General features: G+C 64.0%; 19 protein-coding genes and 1 pseudogene. 10 read left to right on the top strand and 10 right to left on the bottom strand.

Translation table 11 applies throughout. The annotated features are described in order from the left end of the window. Positions 1-275: 275 nt before the first annotated feature. From AOQ71_RS37110 to AOQ71_RS37100, 3 genes are all read left to right on the top strand, one after another. A complete protein-coding gene (locus AOQ71_RS37110) occupies positions 276-1,775 on the top strand; it encodes a leucyl aminopeptidase (protein WP_057757927.1) in 1,500 nt (499 codons plus the stop codon). Next, on the top strand, positions 1,772-2,224 hold the full coding sequence (locus AOQ71_RS37105) for a DNA polymerase III subunit chi (protein ID WP_057757924.1): 453 nt from the start codon (positions 1,772-1,774) through the stop codon (positions 2,222-2,224). The genes AOQ71_RS37110 and AOQ71_RS37105 overlap by 4 nt, the downstream gene beginning before the upstream one ends. Positions 2,225-2,390: 166 nt before the next feature. After that, entirely contained in the window at positions 2,391-2,888 is a 498-nt protein-coding gene (locus tag AOQ71_RS37100; RefSeq protein ID WP_162268465.1) for a hypothetical protein, read from the top strand. A gap of 30 nt (positions 2,889-2,918) precedes the next feature. Here AOQ71_RS37100 and AOQ71_RS37095 read toward each other — a convergent pair whose 3' ends face one another. Continuing rightward, the gene (locus AOQ71_RS37095) at positions 2,919-3,707 is read right to left on the bottom strand and encodes a class I SAM-dependent methyltransferase (RefSeq protein ID WP_057757921.1); all 789 of its coding nucleotides are present in this window, start codon (positions 3,705-3,707) and stop codon (positions 2,919-2,921) included. Between the two features lie 24 nt (positions 3,708-3,731). Continuing rightward, positions 3,732-5,420, bottom strand: a complete 1,689-nt coding sequence (locus AOQ71_RS37090) for an AMP-binding protein (protein ID WP_057757918.1) — start codon at positions 5,418-5,420, stop codon at positions 3,732-3,734. A gap of 473 nt (positions 5,421-5,893) precedes the next feature. Here AOQ71_RS37090 and AOQ71_RS37085 point away from each other — a divergent pair, with 473 nt between their 5' ends. The 4 genes from AOQ71_RS37085 (at position 5,894) to AOQ71_RS37070 (ending at position 10,472) form a co-directional block, all read left to right on the top strand. Next, on the top strand, positions 5,894-6,196 hold the full coding sequence (locus tag AOQ71_RS37085; RefSeq protein ID WP_083514769.1) for a DUF485 domain-containing protein: 303 nt from the start codon (positions 5,894-5,896) through the stop codon (positions 6,194-6,196). Between the two features lie 38 nt (positions 6,197-6,234). Further along, entirely contained in the window at positions 6,235-7,884 is a 1,650-nt protein-coding gene (locus AOQ71_RS37080; protein WP_063958353.1) for a cation acetate symporter, read from the top strand. 112 nt (positions 7,885-7,996) lie between these two features. Continuing rightward, a complete protein-coding gene (locus AOQ71_RS37075) occupies positions 7,997-9,799 on the top strand; it encodes a putative nucleotidyltransferase substrate binding domain-containing protein (protein ID WP_057757909.1) in 1,803 nt (600 codons plus the stop codon). Between the two features lies 1 nt (position 9,800). Then, a complete protein-coding gene (locus tag AOQ71_RS37070) occupies positions 9,801-10,472 on the top strand; it encodes a 3'-5' exonuclease (protein WP_057757906.1) in 672 nt (223 codons plus the stop codon). A 101-nt stretch (positions 10,473-10,573) separates the two neighbouring features. Here AOQ71_RS37070 and AOQ71_RS37065 read toward each other — a convergent pair. From AOQ71_RS37065 to AOQ71_RS37055, 4 genes and pseudogenes are all read right to left on the bottom strand, one after another. Continuing rightward, a pseudogene (locus tag AOQ71_RS37065) lies at positions 10,574-12,099 on the bottom strand (ABC-F family ATP-binding cassette domain-containing protein); the annotation flags it as partial. A 1-nt stretch (position 12,100) separates the two neighbouring features. Next, a partial coding sequence (locus AOQ71_RS49235) for an ATP-binding cassette domain-containing protein (protein ID WP_245317355.1) occupies positions 12,101-12,442 on the bottom strand: 342 nt, incomplete at its 3' end. 47 nt (positions 12,443-12,489) lie between these two features. Next, a complete protein-coding gene (locus AOQ71_RS46510; RefSeq protein ID WP_167354018.1) occupies positions 12,490-12,663 on the bottom strand; it encodes a hypothetical protein in 174 nt (57 codons plus the stop codon). Between the two features lie 223 nt (positions 12,664-12,886). Continuing rightward, complete coding sequence (locus AOQ71_RS37055; protein WP_057757897.1) at positions 12,887-13,141, bottom strand: hypothetical protein; 255 nt, start codon at positions 13,139-13,141, stop codon at positions 12,887-12,889. Between the two features lie 321 nt (positions 13,142-13,462). On the opposite strand from AOQ71_RS37055, the gene ndk reads away from it, so the two are divergent. Beyond that, complete coding sequence (gene ndk / locus AOQ71_RS37050; protein WP_057757894.1) at positions 13,463-13,885, top strand: nucleoside-diphosphate kinase; 423 nt, start codon at positions 13,463-13,465, stop codon at positions 13,883-13,885. Positions 13,886-14,006: 121 nt separating this feature from the next. Continuing rightward, entirely contained in the window at positions 14,007-14,864 is an 858-nt protein-coding gene (locus AOQ71_RS37045) for a TerC family protein (RefSeq protein WP_057757892.1), read from the top strand. Positions 14,865-14,887: 23 nt separating this feature from the next. On the opposite strand, the gene ppx is transcribed toward AOQ71_RS37045, so the two are convergent. From ppx to AOQ71_RS37025, 4 genes are all read right to left on the bottom strand, one after another. Then, entirely contained in the window at positions 14,888-16,390 is a 1,503-nt protein-coding gene (gene ppx / locus AOQ71_RS37040) for an exopolyphosphatase (RefSeq protein ID WP_057757888.1), read from the bottom strand. A gap of 15 nt (positions 16,391-16,405) precedes the next feature. Beyond that, a complete protein-coding gene (locus tag AOQ71_RS37035; RefSeq protein ID WP_057757885.1) occupies positions 16,406-18,595 on the bottom strand; it encodes an RNA degradosome polyphosphate kinase in 2,190 nt (729 codons plus the stop codon). Positions 18,596-18,731: 136 nt separating this feature from the next. Next, a complete protein-coding gene (locus tag AOQ71_RS37030; protein ID WP_057757882.1) occupies positions 18,732-19,409 on the bottom strand; it encodes a P-loop NTPase family protein in 678 nt (225 codons plus the stop codon). A gap of 93 nt (positions 19,410-19,502) precedes the next feature. Then, positions 19,503-20,045, bottom strand: a complete 543-nt coding sequence (locus AOQ71_RS37025; protein ID WP_057757879.1) for a CDP-alcohol phosphatidyltransferase family protein — start codon at positions 20,043-20,045, stop codon at positions 19,503-19,505. Between the two features lie 155 nt (positions 20,046-20,200). Between AOQ71_RS37025 and AOQ71_RS49230 the strand changes: the two genes are divergently transcribed. Next, on the top strand, positions 20,201-20,549 hold a 349-nt coding region (locus AOQ71_RS49230), incomplete at its 3' end, for an AIR synthase related protein (RefSeq protein WP_245317354.1).

The raw sequence follows: 20,549 nt of genomic DNA, 5'->3' as shown, positions 1-20,549 counted from the left end.
CCCTGACAGGGATCCCCCAGGTCGCCCAACCACCTCTTCCGGCAGCTTACTTTCTCACTACCATCCCTTTGATCCGTCAACAAAATGACTGACCCGTGGCACCGTCAATATATGGTTAATATTTCCCTCGATGTGACCTCCACGCCACGGGCGGTGCTTGGCATCGACCGCTGATCTCGCCCATAGTGTCCAACGCAGAGTGAATCGCCGTTCAGGTCCGGCTCTCGGCCGTATCGATCGATCGGCAAAAAGCCCATGTTTTCGAGGAGTTACCTATGTCCGATGCCATCAAGGTCGGCTTCGTCCCGCTCGCTTCCGCCGCCCGTGGCATTCTGGTCGTGTTCTGTGACGACGCCCTGAAGATCGGCCCGGCAAGCGCCAAGGCGCTCGGCGGCGCCAGCGAAGTTGTGAAGCGGGCGGCGGCGGCCGGCTCGTTCAAGGGCAAAAGCGGCGCCGCCCTGGACATCCTCGCCCCCGAAGGCCTCAAGGCCGAACGGCTGATCGTGATCGGGACCGGGAAGGCCTCCGCTCTGAAGGGCAACGACTTCCTCAAATTCGGCGGCATGGCGGCCAGCAAGCTCAAGGCGGGTTCCGCGTCCATGACGATCATGGCGGAACTGCCTGATGGCGCCATGACCACCGAGCAGGCGGTTGCGATCGCCTCGGGCCTGCGCTTACGCGCCTACAAGTTCGACCGCTACAAGACCAGGAAGAAGGAGGGCGAGGAGGGCGCCTTGCGCGCCGACGTCTCGCTGGCGGTCGGCGATCCGACCGCGGCGAAGAAGGCCTTTGCCTCGGCCGGCGCGGTCGTCGACGGCGTCATCATCGCGCGCGATCTCGTCAACGAGCCGCCGAACGTGCTGTATCCCGAAGAGTTCGCGCGCCGCGCCGGCCAGCTCAGGAAGCTCGGCGTCAGGATCGAGGTGCTCGACGTCAAGGCGATGCAGAAGCTCGGCATGGGCGCGCTGCTCGGCGTTGGCCAGGGTTCGGCCCGGCCGAGCCGCACCGTGATCATGCGCTGGGACGGGGCTAAGAAGGGCGAGGCGCCGGTCGCCTTCGTCGGCAAGGGCGTCTGCTTCGATACCGGCGGCATCTCGATCAAGCCGGCCGGCAGCATGGAGGACATGAAGGGCGACATGGGCGGGGCGGCCTGCGTCGTCGGCCTGATGCATGCGCTCGCCGCGCGCAAAGCCAGGGTCAATGTGGTCGGCGCCATCGGCCTCGTCGAGAACATGCCCGACGGCAACGCGCAGCGGCCCGGCGACATCGTCACCTCGATGTCGGGCCAGACCATCGAGATCATCAACACCGACGCCGAAGGCCGCCTCGTGCTGGCCGACGTGCTCTGGTACGTCGCCAAGAAGGCCAAGCCGAAATTCATGGTGGACCTGGCGACGCTGACCGGCGCGATCGTGGTTGCGCTCGGCACCGATCATGCCGGCATGTTCTCCAACAATGACGAGCTCGCCGAGCGCCTGCTCGCGGCCGGCATCGAGAGCGGCGAGAAGGTCTGGCGCCTGCCGCTCGGCCCCGAATACGACAAGCTGATCGACTCCCAGTTCGCCGACATGAAGAACACCGGCGGCCGTCACGGCGGCTCGATCACCGCGGCGCAGTTCCTGCAACGTTTCGTCGACGGTGTGCCCTGGGCACATCTCGACATCGCCGGAACCGCGATGGGCGCGCCCAAGACCGACATCAACCAGAGCTGGGGAAGCGGCTATGGCGTCCGCCTGCTCGATCGCCTGGTGGCCGATCATTACGAGCGCAAATGACGGAAGTTCTGTTCTACCATCTGCAAAACATGACGGTTGAGAACGTCTTGCCGCCGCTTCTCGAGAAATCGCTCGAGCGCGGCTGGCGCGTCGTGGTGCAGTCGACCTCGCCCGAGCGCGCCGATGCGCTCGACGCACATCTATGGACCTATCGCGACGATTCCTTCCTGCCGCATGCGACATGGCGGGTGAACGATGTTGCCGAGCAACCGATCGTGCTGGCGATCGAGGCCGACAATCCGAACGGCGCCAATGTCCGCTTCCTGGTCGACAGCGCCGCGCTGCCCGAGGATGCGGGAGGCTATGAACGCATGGTGCTGCTATTCAACGGCGATGATCCGGACGCGCTTGCGATGGCCCGCAGCACCTGGACGGATTGCAAGGCGCGCGGATTTGAGGTCACCTATTGGCAGGCCGACGAACGGGGCCGGTGGCAGCGGCGGAATTAGCTGCCACTTGCAATTAATGATAATTTGGACTTTCAAGGGCAGATTGGTTTCGGCCACCTTCGTGCCGCAAAGTGATGTTGGGACAATCGCTTAGGGCTGCTCCTTCATGCCGGGAATTCAGGTTATCGTGCGACATCAAAAGCTTCCAAAGTCGCTCATCGTCGTGTTGGTCGCCGTCGCGCCGCTGATGGCGGGATGCGCGGGCGCATCCGATATGCTGACGTCCGCCAAGGACGCTGAGTGGTTCAACAAGCCGAGCCGTCTGTTCATCAAGAACATCTCGATCGAGTCGCCGCCGCTGACCCCCGACAAGCCTGTTGGAGCTGAGGATCTCGTCAGCGCCGACGGTGCCTGTCCCGGCATGGCGCCGTCCGGTCCCGCCGACGCCAATGCATCGACCACGCCGCCGGCGCCCACGGGCGGGACGGTCGCGCTCGGTCACACCGAATGCGACGTGGTGCGCGGCATCGGCGCGCCGTCGACGGTCAATCTCTCCAGCGATGCCGCCGGCCGTCGCGTCGCGGTGGTCACCTGGACGACGGGTCCGCGTGCGGGAATCTACACCTTCACCTCGGGGCGCCTCTCCGCGATCGAAGGCACGCCGGAGCCGCCGGTCGTCGCCAAGCCGGTGAAGCCGAAGGCGAAGAAGAAGGCGGCGACCTGACGCATCGTCGGGCCTCCGCCGCCGAGATCATCAAGCGGCTTTGCGTCCCTTGATCGCAGTCGCGGAAGCATGAACCGTGATCTTCCCGGACGCACTCGCCGGCAGTCGCGCCTCTAACCGGCGCCTGAGCTCCGCGCTCTCCGCTTCCGACAGCTTGCCCACGATGCCGCTCGGGCTGCTGACGACCATCGAAAGCCAATAATCCTCGAAGTCGGCGAATGTCCGCTCGACGACCAACTCGCGGGTTTCGATCTCGCGCAGACCGAGCTCCGCCCACAGCGCCTTCAGCGCTTCGAAGCGCGAGATGTCGGCGCTCGGCGGACGGGCTGCGGGAATGCCGAGGGCATCCAGCTCCTCCCACAGCGGCTGCGTCGGTGTGCCGCCCCGCACGATGTCCCAGGTATAGGATGCGACCATGCCGCCGGGCTTGGTGACGCGGACCATTTCCGAGGCGCCCTTGCGCGGGTCGGGGACGAAGAACAGCACCAAGGCCATCACAGCGGCATCGAAGCGGTCGGCGTCATAGGGCAGGGCCATCGCATCGCCGATCGAGAGCTCGACCGGCTTTGCCGAGAACTTCTGGCGCGCCGTTGCGATCTGTGGGTCCGAGGGATCGATCGCGGAAACGGACGACGGGGCGGATTTCGCCAGAAGAAGCTCGGTGAATGCACCGTTGCCGGCGCCCACGTCCACCCAGCTTAATCCGGGGCGGAGCGCCAGCCAGTCGAGGAAGAGCGTTCCGGCCGATCGGCTCCAGGGTGACATGAAGCGCTCGTAAGCCGCGCCGTCGGTGAATTTGATCGGTTCGGGTGCAGACACCTGGCATCTCCCTGCGCGCGCATTTTATGCAGTCTTTTGCACGTTCAATTGCAATTCATCGATCATTCGCTGGCGCATCACGAATTTCTGGATCTTGCCGGTCACGGTCGTCGGGAATTCATCGACGAAGCGGATGTAGCGCGGGATCTTGAAGTGGGCGATGCGGTCCTTGCAGAACGACCTGACGTCCAGCTCTGTCATGGTGCCGCCCTGCTTGAGCCTGATCCAGGCGCAAAGCTCTTCGCCGAAGCGTTCGTCGGGGATACCGAACACTTGCGCGTCGGCAACGGCCGGATGCTGGTAGAGCACGTTCTCGATCTCGACGGGGTAGACGTTCTCGCCGCCGCGGATCGCCATGTCCTTGCTGCGGCCGACGACATTGCCGTAGCCCTCCGCGTCGAAGGTGCCGAGATCGCCGGTGTGCATCCAGCCCTCGGCATCGATCGCCTCGCGGGTCTTCTCCGGATCGTTCCAGTAGCCCAGCATCACGGAATAACCGCGGGTGCAGAACTCGCCTGGTGCGCCGACAGGTACGGTGTTGCCATCTGTGTCGACGATCTTGACCTCGACATGCGGATGGATGCGGCCGACGCTGCCGACCTTGCGTTCGATCGCATCATCGGTCGAGGTCTGCAGGCAGACCGGGCTGGTCTCGGTCATGCCGAAGATGATGGTAAGATCGCGCAAGTGCATGTCGGACAGGCAGCGCTTCATCATCTCGATCGGGCAGGGGGCGCCGCCGGCCCAGCCGGTGCGCAGCGAGCGCAAGTCGAAGCGCGAGAACTCGGGGTGGTTGAGCATTCCCAGAAACATCGTGGGAACGCCGCCGACGCCGGTGCAGCGTTCGGCCTCCATCGTTTCGAGCGAAGCGAGCGGATCGAACCATTCGGACGGCAACACCATCGTGGCGCCATGGGCGATGCACATCAGCGTACCCACCACCATGCCGCCGCAGTGATAGAGCGGCACCTGGATGCAATATCTGTCGTTGCCGGTCAGGCCCATGGTCCGGCCGACGAAGAAGGCGTTGTTGAGGATGTTGCGATGGCTCAGCGTCGCGCCCTTGGGCGAGCCCGTGGTGCCGCTGGTGAATTGGATGTTCACCGCGTCGGTGTTCTTCAGCTCCGTGCTCAATTCTCTCAGCTGCGCGCGAGAGCGATCCGTCGCCATCTTCTGAACCGCATCGAAGCGGATGAACCCCGGGGCATCCGTGCCGATGCAGATCAGAAGTTTCAGGGACGGCAGTTTCGCCGCATTCAGGTGACCGGGCGATGAGGTCGCAATCTCCGGTGCAAGCGTGTTCAACATGCTGATGTAGTCACTGGTCTTGAAAGACGCAGCGGTGACCAGCGCGGCGCATCCGACCTTGTTGAGCGCGTATTCCAGCTCACCCACGCGATAGGCCGGGTTGATGTTCACCAGGATCAGGCCGGCCTTGGCGGTGGCGAACTGCGTGAGGATCCATTCCGCATTGTTGGGCGACCAGATCCCGACGCGTTCGCCGCGTTTCAAACCGAGCGCCAGGAAGCCGGCGGCCAGGTCATCGACCTGTCGGCGCAGCTGCTTGAAGCTCCAGCGGATGCCTTGATGCCGGACGACCAGAGCTTCGCGTTCCGACAGCCGCTCGCAGGCCTGGTCGAAGAAAGCTCCAATGGTGTCCTCGATGAGGGGCGTATCGGTTGATCCGCGGACATGGCTCTCGGTGATCGGCATGACACCTCCTTCGCCAATTGCGTTCAAATCGAAATCAATTCGGCCCGACGGTCTGCGATCGCGGGCCACAAAACAGCAAAACTAAAAATTGGCGCAAGCCTAAGAGGCGCCGGGCCAACGCGCAAGCGAGTTGTGAACGGGTGTCGAGAAAGTTTGCAATGAAATCTCGGCTGGAGGCTTGTCGCGCTCGGACGGCCCGATCGCGTGATTGAATACAGAGCCTTAAGCTCGCCGCCTGGTCGAACTGCGCGTCGCCTCTAACCATTGCTCTTCCGCGCGCGCCTCTCCGTCGTGGGGCCGGATCATTCGCGATGCGCTGACACGCCCTTGCAGACACATCGCACGGGATCGACCGAGCTTGATCTGGATCATGGAGCTCGTGCGGCCGCCAGTGCAGGCTGGGACGGCTACCCCGAGAGAAGGGGCTGCCGTCATGGCAAGACATTTCAGAGGATCATCCAGGGGTCATTGACGTGAGCAACGTCGCAAAGATTGAACGCGATCCGAATTACCAGGAGCTCGTACGCCGGCGCTCGTCGCTGGGCTGGCTGCTGTCGGCGGTCATGCTTGTCATCTATTTCGGCTTCATCCTGCTGGTGGCCTACGCTCCGAAGTTTCTGGGAATACCGCTGGGCAACGGCGTGACGACGATCGGTATTCCGATCGGACTGTCCGTCATCGTGCTCGCCTTCGTGCTGACGGGAATCTACGTCCGTCAGGCCAATTCCAGCTACGACGTACTCATCCGCAAGATCGTCGAGGAGAACCGCTCGTGAAGAGATTCGCCTTTCTATCGGTCATTTTGCTCGCAAGCATGCCCACCATCGCGCTCGCGGCCGGCGCCATCGAGGGCGGCTCGAAGCAGGCGACCAACTGGTCGGCGATCGGCATGTTCGTCGGATTCGTCGGACTGACGCTCGCCATCACTTATTGGGCCGCCAAACGGACCGCCTCGGCTGCAGATTTCTACTCGGCCGGCGGCGGCATCACGGGATTCCAGAACGGACTTGCGATCGCGGGCGACTACATGTCGGCAGCCTCGTTCCTCGGCATATCCGGTCTCGTCTACACCTCGGGCTACGACGGCCTGATCTACTCGGTCGGCTGGCTGGTGGGATGGCCGATCGTCACCTTTCTGATCGCCGAGCAGTTGCGCAATCTCGGAAAGTTCACCTTTGCCGACGTCACGTCGTTTCGGCTCGGGCAGACCGAGATCCGGATCCTGGCGGCGTGCGGCTCGCTGGTGACCGTTGCATTCTACCTCATCGCGCAGATGGTCGGGGCCGGCAAGCTGATCCAGCTGTTGTTCGGTCTCGACTATTGGATCGCGGTCGTTCTGGTCGGCGGCCTGATGATGATCTACGTGACGTTCGGTGGAATGAAAGCGACGACGTGGGTGCAGATCATCAAGGCGGTGCTGTTGCTCTCGGGGGCGACGTTCATGGCCGGGGCCGTCCTCTACAAGTTCGGGTTCAGCCCGGAAGCCCTGTTCACCAAGGCAACCGAGGTGCATCCCAAGAAGCTCGCGATCATGGAGCCGGGTACCCTCATCTCCAACCCGCTCTCGGCTATTTCGCTCGGCCTGGCGCTGATGTTCGGAACGGCGGGCCTGCCGCACATCCTGATGCGCTTCTTCACCGTGAAGGACGCCCAGGCTGCCCGCAAGTCGGTGTTCTACGCCACCGGTTTCATCGGCTACTTCTATATCCTGACCTTCATCATCGGCTTTGGCGCGATCACGCTGGTTTCGACCGACGCGATGTTCCTGGACGGCAGCATCCTCGAGAAGACCAAGAGCGGAATCGCGGCGATCAAGGGCGGCTCCAACATGGCGGCGATCCACCTCGCGAACGCCGTGGGCGGCAACCTGTTCCTTGGCTTCATCTCGGCAGTTGCCTTCGCCACCATCCTTGCCGTCGTATCGGGGCTGGCCCTGGCGGGGGCATCGTCCATCAGCCACGATCTCTACGGCATGGTGATCAAGGGCGGGAACGCGAATGAGCAGGACGAGATCCGCGTGTCGAAGATCGCGACACTGGTGCTCGGCGTGCTTGCGATCTTCCTCGGCATCGTGTTCGAGAACCAGAACGTCGCCTTCATGGTCGGCCTTGCCTTCGCCATCGCGGCCTCCTGCAATTTCCCTGTGCTGGTGATGTCGATCTTCTGGAAGGGCCTGACGACGCGGGGAGCGGTGATCGGCGGCTTCCTCGGTCTGGTCAGCGCGGTCGTCGGCGTGGTGCTCTCGCCGGCGGTCTGGGAGGTGACGCTTGGCTTCGCCAAGGGTTCGGCTCCGATCAGGCTGGACAATCCGGCGCTGTTCTCGATGGCCATCGCCTTTGTGGGGATCTGGCTGGTCTCGGTGCTGGATCGCAGCAAGCGTGCCGCGGTCGACCGCGATGGCTTCGATGCGCAATATGTCCGGTCCCAGACCGGTATCGGAGCGGCTTCAGCGACGGCTCACTGAACGAGGGTTCAAGGACATTGCTTCGGCACCGGCCGGGTCAGTTGCGCCAGCCGGTGCGACTGGATGGTCAATCGCCGGGTCCTCAGGTCGTCCGCATCTTCGAAAGGTCGAAATGCCTAAGGCATTCGATATCGGCAACCCGCCGTTCGATCGTCTGACGCCGAACGAGGCCGAGACGTTGCGGTCCGCGCTCGACATCGCCTACTTCAGCCCGGGAGAAGCGATCATCAGGCGCGACGCTCCGGCGGAGGCACTCTATGTCGTGATCAAGGGCATCGTCGAGGAGCGGAGCGAGGTCGACCTGCTCGCATTGCTCGGCCCCAAGGACACGTTCGACAGTCGCGCGCTCGTTCACGATCATAGCGGCCACCAGTTTTTCGCCCGCGACGAGACGCTCTGTTATGTCATCCCCCGGAAGGTCGCTCTCGATCTGATCAGGGCCAATCCACGCTTTGCCGCGTTCTTCTACCGCGAGATATCCCGGAAGCTGGACGAACTCGCCAACGACGAGGAGGCGCGACGTTACGGCTCGTTGATGCACGCCAAGGTCGGCGACTTGTTCCTGCATCCGCCGGTGTTTCTGGCGGCCGGCGACACGATCGAGACCGCCGGACACCTGATGCGCGAGATCAACAGCAATGCGCTGTTCGTCCGGGACGGCGAGCGGGTCGGGATCATCACCGGCATGAATCTGTCCAAGGCGGTGGTGCTGGGGCGCCAGTCCATCCAGACGGCGGTGGGCACGCTCGCGAATTACGACATCGTGTCCCTGCGACGCGACGATTTCGTATCGTCGGCTCTCTTGCTGATGACCAAGCACAACAAGCGGCGGCTTGCCGTGCGCGAGGATGAGGAGTTCGTCGGGATTCTGGAGGAGATCGACCTGCTGGGATTTCTGGCAGGAAGCGCCCAGGTCACGGCCGGCCGCATCGATCGTGCCTCGAGCCGGCAGGACCTTGCCACCGCGGCGCGCGAGATCGAGACGCAAACGCGCGTGCTGCGGCGGCAAGGGGTCAAGGTGGAGGTCATTGCGGAGATCGTCTCCGATCTCAACCGCCGCCTGCTGTCGCGGGTGTTTGACATGGTCGCGCCGGCGAAGCTGCGCACCGGCAGCTGTCTGATCGTGATGGGAAGCGAGGGGCGCGGGGAGCAGACCGTGCGGACCGATCAGGACAACGGCCTCATCCTGGCCGGTCCGGTGCAGGGTGAAATCCTGGACGCGTTCCGTCACGACTTCTTCGACGCTCTTCAGAGCTTCGGCTTTCCACCATGTCCTGGCGACATCATGGTGCGCAATCCGGCCTGGTCCAGGCCGCTCGCCGACTATCTCGCAGATCTGCGCCGCTGGATCGTGCTTCCCGACCAGGCCGGGCACATGAATGTGGCCATCATCTACGATGCGCAGGCGATCGCGGGCGATGAACAACTCCTGGACGACGCCAAGACGGCGCTGATCGATATGACCCGGGGCGAGCAGGCGTTCATGGCCCACTTTGCGCGCGCGGTCGACGCGTTCGAGACGCCGATCGGCCTCTTCAACAATTTGATCACGTCCGAGGGCACGGGAGACGCGCTCGACCTCAAGAAAGGTGGCATCTTTCCGATCGTGCACGGCATTCGCAGCCTGGCGCTCGGACAGGGGCTGCGCGAGACCTCCACCGACAAGCGCATCTCCCGGCTCTGTGACCTCGGGGTGCTGCAAGCGGACTTTGGACGCGACCTGAAGCAGGCCTTCCGGTTCCTGCTGATGCTTCGGCTCGACGGCCAACTGGCCGCCTCCGCCGGCGCATCGGGGACGCTGGTGCGACCGTCGCACCTGTCCAGCATGGAACGCCATCTCCTGCGTGACGCACTCCAGGTGGTGAAGAAGTTTCGCGAGATCGTCGGTCATCACTTCAAACTCGGCATGTTCTAGAATGCTGCCTCGCGCGATCAAGCGACTGTTGCACCAGGCCACCCTGAGCGACCAATCCTACCGCTTTATGTTCGGCCGTGCCCCTGACGACGAGTTCGTCGTCATCGATTGCGAGACCACGGGTCTCAACGTACGAACGGACGACGTTGTCGCGATCGCCGCGATCAAGATCCGCGGCGCCAGGATTTTGACCAGCGCGCGTTTCGAAGCCATCATCCATCCCGACAGGGAGCTCGGAGCAGAGGCGATCAGGATTCACCATCTGCGCCGGTCCGACGTCGAGGCTGCGCCGATCGTCTGGAAGGTGCTGCCGAGCCTTCTGCATTTCATCGGGCCGCGCCCGCTGATCGGCTACTATGTCGACTTCGATATCGCCATGCTGGACAAGTACATCCTGCCGCTGGTGGGAATTGAGCTGCCCAACGAACGCATCGAAGTGTCGCGGCTTTATTACGACCGCAAATACGGCGACGCGCCGCCCAACACCTCGGTCGATCTGTCATTCGCCGCGATGCTGGGCGACCTCAGCATTCCGCCGCTCGGACAGCATGATGCGTTCAACGACGCATTGATGACGGCGATGATGTTCGTGCAGTTGCGCGACCTGACCCGGCGCGGCGTGCGCATCCCGCGCCAACGTACCAACCCGGTCTTCAATCCGACCGGGGCGTGATCGAGGCTCGGTACGGGAGCAGATTGCCCAATAATTACAGAAGGGATCGTTGAGGTATCATGACACCTGTACTGTGTATGGGGTTGTTTTGCAGTTTTGGTCTAGCTCGCCGCCTCGTCGAACTGCGCGCTTGCCTCGAGCCATTGCTCTTCCGCGCGCGCCAGCGCGTCGGCTGCATTGGCGCGTGCCTTCGAGAGCTGCGCCGCCTGTTTGGGATCGCGCGTGAAAATATCGGGAAGGGCGAGTGCGGTGTCGATCTTGGCGATGATCTCGGTGACGCGGGCGATCTCGGCCTCGGCCTCCGCGATACGTTTCTTCAGCGAGCCGCGATTGTCCGATTTCGGGCGCTGCGGCTTTTCGATTTGAGCGGTGCGCTCGCGCGCGGGGGCTTCCGCATTGCGCGCGGACAGCACCAGGCGGCGATATTCGTCGAGGTCGCCGTCGTAAGTGGTCACGGTGCGGTCGGCGACGATCCAGAGCTGGTCGGCGCAGGCCTCGATCAGGTAGCGGTCGTGCGAGACCATGATGATCGCGCCGGGAAACTCGTTGATGGCTTCGGCAAGAGCAGCGCGGCTGTCGATGTCGAGATGGTTGGTCGGCTCGTCCAGGATGATCATGTTGGGGCCGAAGAAGGTGGCGAGCCCCAGCAGCAGCCGCGCCTTCTCGCCGCCCGAGAGCTTTCCCGCCTTGGTGTCGGCGGCCTTGCCGGAGAAGCCGATCGCACCGGCGCGGGCGCGCACCTTGGCCTCGGGTGCATCGGTCCCCATCAGCTTGCGGACGTGATCGTAAGTCGAGGCGTCCTCGTTCAGCTCGTCGAGCTGATGCTGCGCGAAATAGGCGATCGACAGCTTGTCGGCGCGCGTCACCTTGCCGGAGAAGGGGGCAAGCCGCGCGGCGAGCAGCTTGACCAGCGTCGACTTGCCGTTGCCGTTGGCGCCGAGAAGCGCGATGCGATCGTCATTGTCGATGCGCAGCGTCACGCGGGAGAGCACCGGCATGGCGGGATCGTAACCGACGGACACGTTGTCGACGGCGATGATCGGCGGCGACAGCAATTTCTCAGGAGCCGGAAAGGTGATCTCGCGCACGTCCTCGGTCACCAGCGCCGTGATCGGCTTCAGCCGCTCCAGCATTTTCACGCGAGACTGCGCTTGACGCGCCTTCGACGCCTTGGCCTTGAAACGGTCGACGAAGGCCTGCAGGCGGGCGCGTTCGGCCTCCTGCCGCTTGACGGCCTTGGCATCGAGCAGCTCGCGCGCGGCGCGCTGCTCCTCGAAAGAGGAGTAGCCGCCCTTGTAGAGCGTGAGCTTGCCGCGCTCCAGATGCAGGATCTGGTCGACCGAACTTTCCAGGAGGTCGCGGTCATGGCTGATCACGATCACCGTGCGCGGATAATGCGCGAGATGGTCCTCCAGCCACAGCGTGCCTTCGAGGTCGAGATAGTTGGTGGGCTCGTCGAGCAGCAACAGGTCGGGAGCCGCGAACAGCGTCGCGGCGAGCGCGACGCGCATGCGCCATCCGCCGGAGAATTCGGCGCAGGGACGCAGCTGGTCCGCGGCGGAAAAGCCGAGGCCCGAGAGAATCGCGGCGGCGCGACTCGGCGCCGAATGGGCGTCGATGTCGACGANGAGCCGGGTCTGGATCTCGGCAATCCGGTGCGGATCGGTGGCGGTGTCGGCCTCTGCGAGCAGCGCTTCGCGCTCGATGTCGGCCTTGAGCACGACCGAGATCAGGCTTTCCGGTCCGTTCGGGGCTTCCTGCGCCAGGCTGCCGACGCGCCAGCGCGGCGGCAGGGTCACCGAGCCGTGCTCGGCCGAAAGCTCGCCGCGGATCACCTTGAACAGCGTCGATTTGCCGGTGCCGTTGCGCCCGACCAGGCCGACGCGCGCACCAGGCGTGATCTGCACGGAGCTGCTGTCAATCAGAAGGCGTCCGGCGAGACGGACGGAGAGGTCGGTGATGGTGAGCATGCGGCCTTGTCACCGCAGGCGGGATCAAACGCAACCCGATTTTTTCGTCAATGCGTATCGAGGTCGCGCTTCCTCAGCTCGTTCAAAAGCTGCTCGAGATGGGTCGGGAGCCGCGACTCGGGTCGGAGGCTCTGCTGAAGCCGCTCGCCCACGGCATCGCAGATCGAGCGGCTGGTGCGCCGGTCGATCTGTTCGCAGTCATTGGCAAGGAGGCCAGCCATCTCAGGGTTCCCAGTTTTTGAAGTAACGACGCCCTACCAAGTCATTGGCCCCCAAAATGGTTTCGCCAAGCCTTGGGATGACTGGCCTTCTAGTAAAAATTGTATGAATTTGATGTAGCCGCCCAAAAGATAAGGCCCCGGCGGGGGGACACCGGGGCCTCTCTTGGAAGGTACTGCAGGGGGGGAACAGTACCTCACGCATTCAGGGAATGTGCTGTCGGGCTCAGTAGCAGCGGTTGATCAGCCGCCAGCGGGGTCCCCAGGGGGTCGGGACCAGCCGGCGCACATAGCAGCCGCCATAGCCGTAGGAGATAGGGGCGTAGGCATAAAAGCGCGGTCCGCCCCAGCCCCAGCCGTGATGCCAGCCGCCGCCATGCCAGCCCCAGCCGCCATGCCAGTGAGCGGAGGCGGAGGTGGGAGCTAGCGCGGCACCCAGGGCGACCGCGGCGACTGCAGCGAGCGAAAGTTTCCTCAACATGATGATCTCCTCAAAACTGCCGGCGCGGGGCTATCGCGTCGATGGAAAGGCCGCCGAAACGATCCGCCTCGGCAAGGAGGCTTTGGTTTCGATGGCGCCGACGATACGCCAGCGAGGCTGAACCAAACCCTGACAGCGCCTTCAGATTGGGTTCATCTGGGTGAAATCGTTGTAATCCATGCTGGAATCCGGCCCGGTTCAGGGCTTCGTCTGCGGCGAAGCGCTCGTGAGGCGGATCCGCCACTCGCTTGCCGGATCGCGAAGGCGCCGATATAAGCCCCGCAACTCCGAACCACCCTTTTTCTCTTCAAGGACAAGATCATGGCCATCGAACGCACTTTCTCGATCATCAAGCCCGACGCCACCGCGCGTAACCTGACCGGCGCCGTGAACGCCGTGATCGAGAAGGCGGGCCTGCGCATCGTCGCGCAGAAGCGCATCCGGATGACCAAGGAACAGGCCGAGACCTTCTACGCCGTCCACAAGTCCCGCCCGTTCTTCGGCGAGCTCGTCGAGTTCATGACCTCGGGCCCGGTCGTCGTTCAGGTGCTGGAAGGCGAGAACGCCGTCGCCAAGTACCGCGACGTCATGGGCGCTACCGATCCGTCCAAGGCGGCCGACGGCACCATCCGCAAGCTCTACGCCAAGTCGATCGGCGAGAACTCGGCTCACGGCTCGGATGCTCCGGAGACCGCCGCGATCGAGATCGCGCAGTTCTTCTCGGGCAACGAGATCGTCGGCTAACCAGCCGCGGCTAAAGCGCGATGGATGCCATCGCGCTTTAGGTTACTGTTTGAGCATGATCTTTCCGGAAAACCGCTTCAGACTCTTCCGGATCATGCTTTAGGTCGACAGGGGACTCATTGTGAACTGGCTCGGGCAGATCTTCGATCCCGCCACGATCGGGGCATTCTTCACCCAGTTCCGCAATGAGATGGCCGAGCCGACCTTCTGGATCGCGGTCGGCAAGATCATCTGGATCAACGTCCTGCTCTCCGGCGACAACGCGCTGGTGATCGCGCTTGCCTGCCGCGGCCTCAAGCCGCGGCACCGGCTGTGGGGCATGGTGCTCGGCGCCGGCGCCGCGGTGCTGCTGCGGATCATCTTCACCGGCATCGTCGCCAGCCTGATGGCGCTGCCGTATCTGAAGCTGGTCGGCGGCCTCGCACTGATCGTGATCGCGGCCAAGCTGGTGGTGCCTGAGAACGAGGAGGAGGACGTCGAATCCGCCTCCCATCTGTGGCAGGCGGTGCAGATCGTCGTCGTCGCCGACATCATCATGAGTCTGGACAATGTCATCGCGGTCGCCGCCGCCGCCAATGGCAGCGTGCCGCTGCTGGTGCTCGGTCTCGCCATCTCGGTGCCGCTGATTGTCGCGGGCGCTGCGCTGATCATGGCACTGCTCGCAAAACTGCCGATCCTGGTGTGGGCCGGCGCGGCGCTGCTCGGCTGGATCGCCGGCGAGGTGATCGCGACCGATCCCGGGGTAGAGCCGAAGCTGCATTCGCTCTCCGAAGGTCCGTTCGGCGCCTCGCTGGACCGGATGCTCGGCACTCTGCATATCCCGCCGCAATTCGCCCACGGCGGAGATGGCGCTGAATATCTCTGCGCCGCCCTCGGCGTCGGCGTCGTGCTGCTGGTCGGCGCGATCTGGCGCCGGCGCAGCCTGCATGCGGCTGCGCTCGAAGCCTCCGAGGCGCATGCCAAGGCGTCTGCTGAGTAGGAAAGGCGTCTGCCGAGTGAAATCTACCGTCGCACGATCGACCCCGATCGTCCGATGAGGCGGGCGAGCTGCTTGAAGCGGCTGCCGACGCGGTCGGCGACGAGATCACCTAACCTGTGCTCGAACACCAGCATCAGCTTGCGCCCATGGCTGCGGAAATGCGTGGCGGGCAGTACGCCCGGGCGCGCCGCCGAGATCAGATGCGCGACGCGGAAGGCCGCGCCAAGCAGGCGGGCGCGCTCGAGCTGGGCCGGCGTCAGCAATTCCTGCACGGTCAGCGGCGGCTGGTTCTCTTCGCTGAGGCCGGCATAGCGATAGAATACCGACAGGCCGATGAAGGCGCGCTCGCGATGGTCGATCGCTCCGAAATTGGCGTTGACCACGAGGCTCAGCGTCTGCTCGCCGCGATGATCGGGATGGACGCGCCAGCCGATGTCGGACAGAAGGCAGGCAGTATGGCGCAGGCGACGGTCTTCCTCGGTCTCGCGCAGCTTCACCACGCGCGCGAGGCGATCGGTCCAGGCGATCAGCTCACGGGCGTGCTTGGCCGAGCGTGACAGCAGCTGGTTGAGCTCCTCCGCCGCGCAGATCAGCCCGTCCTTGTTGCGCTCGGAATCCGGCAGCTTCTCATGCAGCAGGCCTTCGCGCACGCCGAAGGTCGAGAACACGATGGTCTTCGGCTTTGCAACGCGGATGATGTGCTCGAGCACGAGCGCTGCGTAGGTGAGGAGCGGGCGCCGCGCATCCGCGACGACCTCGATGTCGGCGAGCATGTCGGCGGCGGCGAGGCGCCGCAGTCGGCGGGCAAAATCGAGCGCCTCGGCCGCTTGTATGGAATAGCCGTGCATCACCTGCAGCGGATAGCCGCTCTGGATGATGTGGATGCGCGCAAGCGCGCGCCAGGTGCCGCCGACGGCGTAGAAGGTGCGGCCGCGACCGGTGGCGAGCTGGTCGACCTCGTCAATCGCCTCGCGCACGATGCGATCGGCGCGCTTCAGCGATTTGTGCGCGAGGTCCTGGAGCGCGAGGCCGCCGAGCGGCAGCGTCACGCCGCTGCGGACGCTGTTGCCGCGTACGTCGATCAGTTCGAGCGAGCCGCCGCCGAGATCGCCCACGATGCCGTCGGGACGGTGAATACCGGAGATCACACCGAGCGCCGACAGCTTTGCTTCGCGCGGTCCCGAGAGGATCTCGATCTTCACGGCGCAGATGCGCTCGGCTTTTGCGATGAAGTCGGCGCCGTTGGAAGCATCGCGGCAGGCGGCGGTCGCGATCGCGAACACGCGGCCGACCTGCATCACGCGGCACAGCGCGCGAAAGCGCTTCAGCGACGTCAGCGCCTTGTCGACGGCATCAGGCGCAAGCAGGCCCGTGCTCTGCACCTCGCGCCCGAGGCCGCACAGCGTCTTTTCATTGAAGATCGGAATCAGGCTCCGCGCCAGCGCCTCGTAGACGACGAGACGAACCGAGTTGGAGCCGATGTCGATGACCGCGACGCTAGCGCCACGCTTGCGCGGCCGTTTCAAGGCGAGGATCTCCGGTCAGGACTGATGGCGTTCGTTCCGGCGCGTGAGACGGCGCGGCGAGGATTCCTTGAGCGACTTTCCACGGCCAGACAGACTCGGATTTGTCATGAAGTAGTTGTGCACGTTGAAAGGCTCTTCGCCCTTCGCGGCCTTCATACGCGTTGAGGACCCGTCCGGCAACAATTGCCAGCTCTGCTCGTTGTCCTTGAGATTGGCGACCATAATCTGTTCGAGAACCTGCTGATGCACCGTCGGATTTTGCAGCGGGCACAGCACCTCGACACGGCGGTCGAGGTTGCGCGGCATCATATCCGCCGACGAGATATACACAGCCGCTTTCGCGCTCGGCAGGCCCTGGCCCATGCCGAAGCAATAGATTCGGCCGTGTTCCAGGAATCGTCCGATGATGGACTTGACGCGGATATTCTCCGACAGGCCGGGAATGCCGGGGCGCAGGCAGCAGATACCGCGGACCACGAGCTCGACCTGCACGCCGGCTTGTGAGGCTTCATAAAGCGCATCGATGATATCAGGATCGACGAGCGCATTCATCTTCATCCAGACCGCGCCGGGCTTGCCGTGACGGGCGTGCTCGGTCTCGCCCTGGATGTGCTCGATGATGCGCTTGCGCAAGGTCAGCGGCGACACCGCCATCTTTTCCAGATCACTCGGCGCGGCGTAGCCGGTGATGAAGTTGAACACGCGCGCGGCGTCGCGGCCGATGGTTGGTTCCGAGGTGAAGTAGGACAGGTCGGTATAAATACGCGCGGTGACCGGATGATAGTTGCCGGTGCCGGTATGGACGTAAGTGGTGAGGCTGCCGCCCTCGCGGCGCACCACCATCGAGAGCTTGGCGTGCGTCTTCAATTCGAGGAAGCCGTAGACGACCTGCACGCCGGCGCGTTCGAGGTCGCGCGCCCAGCGGATGTTGGCTTCTTCGTCGAAGCGCGCCTTCAACTCGATCAGCGCGGTGACGGACTTGCCGGCTTCGGCAGCTTCGGCGAGCGCGCGCACGATCGGCGAGTTGTTGGAGGTGCGGTAGAGCGTCTGCTTGATCGCGACGACGTCGGGATCGCGCGCGGCCTGTTGCAGAAACTGCACCACCACGTCGAAGGACTCGTAAGGATGATGGACGATCAGGTCCTTTTGTCTGATAGCCGCGAAGATATCGCCGCCATGCTCGCGCACGCGCTCGGGATGGCGCGGCACGTAAGGGGTGAATTCGAGATCAGGCCGGTCGAGCCGGGTGAGTTGCGACAGCTCGTTCATGGCAAGCACGCCGTCGACCAGGAATACCTCGTCGTCGGCCGCCGACAGCGCGTGCTGCACGAAGTTGCGCAGTTCTTCCGGCATCTTGGCGTCGATCTCAAGCCGGATCACCGATCCGCGGCGACGCCGCTTCAGCGCGGTCTCGAACAGGCGGACGAGGTCTTCGGCTTCTTCCTCGATTTCGAGCTCGGAGTCGCGGATGATGCGGAAGGCGCCCTGGCCGTGGAGACTGTAGCCGGGGAACAGGCGATTGATGAACAGGCTGGTGGCCTGCTCCAGCGAGATCAGGCGGACCTTGCTCTCGGCCGGCAGGCGGATGAAGCGGTCGATCTTGCCGGGCATGCGGATCAGCGCGTTCATCGGCTTGCCATCAGCCTCGCGCGTCAGCTGGAGTGCGATGGTGAAGCCGAGGCTCGGGATGAACGGGAAGGGGTGGGCCGGATCGATCGCCAGCGGCGTCAGCAGCGGGAACACGTTGTTGAGGAAATACTCCTCGAGCCAGGTTCGCTCCGCCTTGGTGACGTCCTTACCGTCGACCAGCGCGATGCCGACGTCGGCCAGCGTGCCGCGCAACTCACGCCAGATCGCCTGCTGATCACTGGCAAGTTGCGAAACCGTGCGGTTGATCAGCGCCAGCTGCTCGGATGGGGTCAGCCCGTCAGGGGCACGCTCGGCAATGCCCTCGCGGACCTGCGCCTTGATGCCGGCGACGCGGACCATGAAGAACTCATCGAGGTTATTGGCTGAGATCGACAGGAATCGCACCCGCTCCAGCATGGGGTGGCTGGGGTTGACCGATTCCTCCAGGACGCGACGGTTGAAATGCAGCCAGGACAACTCGCGATTGATGAATCGCTCGGGGCTTGAGGCGATCGCCGGCAAGCCCCCGGTTTCCGTGGCTTTCTCCTTTGTTTCAACAGCTTGCGCGGAATCCATGAGAAGTCGGTCCATCCGTTTCGCCCCAATTTGCGACTTATGCGCAAAACCGGCCGGAGCATGTGTTAATGCGATGACGTTTCGATGACATTGATGTTCCGCCGCCGCGCCGCGCCGCGTCAAGCGGGCCCGGCGGTCAGGCGTCCCGAAGCAGCTCGGCGGCCAGCGCCCTTGTGACGGGACGGCCGAGCCGCAGCGCCTCGCTGTCGAGCTGTTCCACCGCGCGCCGTGCGGCGGCCGAGGAGCGCTCCAGCCGGGTCGCAAGGTAGCTCACGACAGCCTCGTCCACGGTGAGCTGGCGATCGGCGCAGAACTTGACGATCAGGCCGCGGAACAGCTGGTCATCCGGTGGCGCGAGCGAAATCACGGGTATCGTCCGCAGCCGGGAGCGCAGGTCGCGGAGCTCGACCTCCACCGCCGCGGGCGCCTCGCGACCGGTGAACAGCACATAGGCGCCGTCCTCGCGGGCCAGGTTCATCAGATGGAAGAGAGCACGCTCGTCAAAATCACCAGCCTTGAGATCCTCAACGACCAGCGCGCCGGTCGCAAGCGCGCCGGGGACGGCGGCGGCACTCAGGGCGCCGGCTGTGGTCGAGCGGGCGCCTGATTCCTCGGCCCAGATCGCGGCGAGATGGCTTTTGCCCGAGCCTTCCGGGCCGGCGAGCCACATGATCCGGTTGGGCCATTCCGGCCAGCTGTCGATCAGGGCAAGACCGGCGGCATTGGCAGGGCCCTCGAGGAAATTGTCCCGGCTGAGGCTCTCCGCATGTGGAAGCGAAAACGCCAATTGTCGGGGATGAACGCGGCCTGCCACGCTTGCTTTGCTCCTTACCGGCGCGCCGGCATTGTCTGACGAGAATGGACTTATTCGATCGGGAGTTGGCCTTTTGCTGGGCCGCATCCCCTCTCATTTGGCTTCGATCGTGCTCATGTGCCGCAGCCACTCCACGAGATAGAGCGACACCGAGGACAGGGTGAACACCGTGACGAGGCCCATCAGGATTATATCATACGGCGACGACCTGAAGCCGAAGGCGAGGGCGGCCAGCACCAGCGCCGCATACGCGACCTGGGCCGCTGTGTTTAGCTTGGATACTTTCGACGGCCTCATCTCGACCGGCTTGTCGAATAGCCAGGACACGATCACCGCAGTGACGATCATGATGTCGCGGGATACCACCAGGATGACGATCCAGCGCGGGATGTCGCCCCAGATGCCGAGCGACAGGTAGATCGACACCAGCAGCGCCTTGTCGGCCAGCGGATCGAGCAGGGCGCCGAGCTCGCTGGTCATGTTGAAGCGCTTGGCCAAAAAGCCGTCGACGGCGTCGCTGATGCCTGCGATCAGGAAGACGGCGAACGCCACCTCCATTTGGCTCGACACGATGGCCCAAACGATGATCGGGACCAGCATGATGCGGCCCAGGGTAATAATGTTCGGAATACTCACACGGCGCTTCCCGGCACCCGACCTGACCTTGAATCCGACCTCTAAGAGGCTGAACCGGTTGATATCTCTACATAGTATAGGGCGGGGCGCCACGCTTGCCATTGCGCGTCCCCGGAATTCGACGTAACCAGCCGCAAACCCACTGGAAATCGGGCATGACCGACCGCAAAAACGGCCTCACTTACGCCGATTCAGGCGTCGATATCGATGCGGGCAACCGCCTGGTCGACCTGATCAAGCCGATGGTGCGCGCCACCGCCCGGCCGGGCGCGGATGCCGAGATCGGCGGATTCGGCGGCCTGTTCGACCTCAAAGCGGCCGGCTTCAAGGACCCCGTCCTGGTTGCGGCCACCGACGGTGTCGGCACCAAGGTCAAGATCGCAATCGAGACCGGCCTGCATGGCGGGATCGGCATCGATCTTGTCGCCATGAGCGTCAACGACCTCGTGGTGCAGGGCGCCGAGCCGCTGTTCTTCCTCGACTATTTCGCTTGTGGCAAGCTCG

The organism is Bradyrhizobium manausense (assembly GCF_001440035.1).
Lineage (GTDB): Bacteria > Pseudomonadota > Alphaproteobacteria > Rhizobiales > Xanthobacteraceae > Bradyrhizobium > Bradyrhizobium manausense.
Note: the sequence above shows the minus strand (reverse complement) of the source record. Positions and strands in the feature narration are given on the sequence as shown.